Genomic DNA, 1,373 nt, shown 5'->3' on the forward strand with positions numbered 1-1,373 from the left:
ATTTTAATGACTACACACAAATTACTGAAAAAAGCGTCTTAATCGCCTTGGTGAGCCTAATTCACATATTAGTTGCAATAATGATTTTAAGTAAAGCGTCAGCAGATATTTATTGCAGACAAAAAGTGCCTTTTGCTTTAAGTGGCATAGAAGTGCAACAATTGCAGCAGATGGCATTATGATATACAGCAGTAGTTTTTATGCAGGACTGAGGCCAGATCTACCACTTAAAGTATCAGAGTGGGCAGATAAGAATCGTCAGCTTTCAACGATAGCATCATCAGAACCAGGAAAATGGAGGACAGAGAGGACGCCATACCTCAGAGAAATAATGGATTCACTTTCCTCGTCTTCACCGGCTGAAAAAGTGGTATTCATGAAAGGAGCACAAATTGGCGGAACAGAAGCTGGGAATAACTGGATAGGATATATAATCGACCAAACACCAGGACCAATGCTGGTAGTACAGCCAACAGTTGAAATGGGCAAGCGTTGGTCAAAGGGAAGATTTTGCGCCGCTCATTGAAGATACGCCATGTTTAAGGAGTAAAATAAAAGATCCAAGGTCGAGAGATTCAGGCAATACTGTACAAAGTAAGGAATTTCCGGGAGGAACGGTAGTAGTAACAGGTGCCAATAGTCCAGTGGGTTTACGTTCAATGCCAGTAAAATATCTTTTTTTAGATGAAGTAGATGCATATCCAGGAGATTCAGGAGGAGAAGGAGATCCAGTTTTACTCAGCATAGCTCGAACTAATACATTTACGCGGCGAAAAATATTCTTGGTTTCAACCCCAACGGTTCATGGAATAAGCAGAATAGAAAAAGAATTTGAGAGTTCAGACAAACGATACTTTTTTGTACCTTGTCCACATTGTGATCACTATCAGGTGCTGAAATGGCCACAAATAAAGTGGAAGGATAAAAATCCAAATACAGCCCACTACGTTTGCATAGAGTGTAGAGGAGAAATAAAAAATCATCAGAAAACAGAGATGTTAGCTAGAGGTGAATGGAGGCCTACTAATCCAATAAAAGGTAAAAAAAAAGATTCCACCTTTCAAGCTTGTATAGCCCAGTTGGCTGGTATAGTTGGAAACAAGCAGTGGAAGATTATCTGCATGCAAAGGAAAATGAACAATTACTGAAAGTTTGGATAAATACAACACTGGGAGAAACCTGGGTAGATAAGGGAGAAGTACCAGACTGGAAACAGCTATTTAACCGAAGAGAATCTTATCCGATAGGCATGGTGCCAAAAGGTGGAAAAATAGTGTTAACGGCAGGGGTTGATGTACAAAAAGATCGTTTAGAAGTAGAAGTGGTAGCGTGGGGAAGAAACCGAGAAAATTGGTCAATAGACTACCAGGTAT

At 40.1% G+C, this 1,373-nt stretch carries 1 protein-coding gene and 1 pseudogene; both read left to right on the top strand.

Features of this window, described 5'->3' with window-relative positions:
• Window positions 1-182 (top strand): hypothetical protein (locus tag WGMM_RS06445; RefSeq protein WP_038248861.1); only part of this gene is annotated, 182 nt, incomplete at its 5' end.
• Window positions 179-1,373 (top strand): annotated as a pseudogene (locus tag WGMM_RS01260) (phage terminase large subunit family protein); the annotation flags it as partial. The gene WGMM_RS06445 and the pseudogene WGMM_RS01260, both read left to right, overlap by 4 nt.

The organism is Wolbachia endosymbiont of Glossina morsitans morsitans (genome assembly GCF_000689175.1).
Lineage (GTDB): Bacteria > Pseudomonadota > Alphaproteobacteria > Rickettsiales > Anaplasmataceae > Wolbachia > Wolbachia pipientis.